Source organism: Actinomyces sp. HMSC08A09 (genome assembly GCF_001807465.1).
Classification (GTDB): domain Bacteria; phylum Actinomycetota; class Actinomycetes; order Actinomycetales; family Actinomycetaceae; genus Actinomyces; species Actinomyces oris.
This window is the reverse complement of record NZ_KV789110.1, coordinates 1-1,387: the sequence shown is the minus strand read 5'-3', so window position 1 is coordinate 1,387 and position 1,387 is coordinate 1. Positions and strand designations below refer to the sequence as shown.

General features: G+C 77.0%; 1 protein-coding gene. It reads right to left on the bottom strand.

Annotated elements, in window-relative coordinates; all coding sequences use genetic code 11:
- Nucleotides 1–1,387 (bottom strand): ABC transporter permease (locus HMPREF3165_RS05110; RefSeq protein WP_256275035.1); only part of this gene is annotated, 1,387 nt, incomplete at both ends.

Below are 1,387 nucleotides of genomic sequence, written 5' to 3'. Positions count from 1 at the left end.
GGCCCCCAGGGCGGCGGCCGCCTCGCGCTGACGCGGGTCGATAGCGCGCAGTGCCGGCAGCAGGGTGCGCACCACGAGCGGCACGGCCACGACGGCCTGCGCCAGCGGCAGGATCCACCAGGAGCGGGTCAGGGCCAGCGGCGGGCGCGCCAGGGTGATGAGGAAGCCGAAGCCGACCGTCACGGCGGACACGCCCAGCGGCAGCATGAAGGCGGCGTCGAGCCCGGTGATGACCCGGGCCAACGCCCGGCTGCGGGGTCGGCGCGAGACCACCAGGCACACCGCCACCCCCAGGCTCAGGGCGATGGCCGCGGCCGCCACGGCCACGGACACCGAGTTGGCGGCCGCCTCCCACACGGTCACGAGCAGGGCGCTGCGCCCGCCGGTCGAGCCCAGGTCGGTGTAGTTGGCCAGCGTCCAGGCGCCGTCGCGCTGCAGGGAGCGCACCACCAGCACCGCCATCGGCGCCACCAGCAGCCCCCCGACCGTGACCGCGGTGAGCGCGAGCGCGGGGGTGTCGGCGGCCCGCAGCCGCCCGGCGGGCACCTCGGTGCGCAGGCGCAGGCGCGTCTGGGTGGCGGCGCGCGCCCGCTCGGCCACCCACAGGGCCAGGGCGATGACGCCGAGCTGGACCACGGACAGGACGGCGGCGCCCCGCAGGTCGAGGTACTGGGTGGTCAGCCGGTAGATCTCGGTCTCGATGGTGCCGATCCCCACCCCGCCGAGCACGAGGACCACCCCGTAGGCGGTGGCGCAGAACAGGAAGGTCAGGGAGGCGGCTGAGGCGATGGCGGGGGCCAGCGCGGGCAGGGTGACGGTGGCGAAGGCCCGCATCGGCGAGGCCCCCAGCGCCCGGGCGGCCTCCACGGCGCGCGGGTCGAGCCGCGACCACATGGTGCCCACGGTGCGCACCACGAGCCCGTAGTTGAAGAAGGCCAGCGCGGCCACCACCGCGGTCAGCGTCCCGTCCAGGTCCAGGGCCTCCAGGGGCCCGCCGCGGGTGACCAGGGCGTGGAAGGCGACGCCGACGACGACGCTGGGCAGCACGAAGGGCACGGTCACCACCCCGCGCAGCAGGTCGCGGCCGGGGAAGGCGCGCCGGTAGAGGACGAGGGCGCCGGGGATGCCGAGGGCCACGCACACGGCGGTGCCCAGTACCGCCTGGGTGAGGGTCTGGGTGAGGATCCGCCAGGTGCGCTCGCGGGCCAGGACCTCGCCGAAGCCGCTCAGGTCCAGGGCGCCGTCGGGGGCGAGGCCGCGGCCCATGAGCGTGGCCACGGGCCAGGCGAAGAAGACCGCCAGGAAGGCCAGTGGGCCGACGACGGCCAGGGTCCAGCCGGCCCGCTCGCCCCAACCGGGCCGGGGGCCGCCGGCGCGCCGGGCAGCC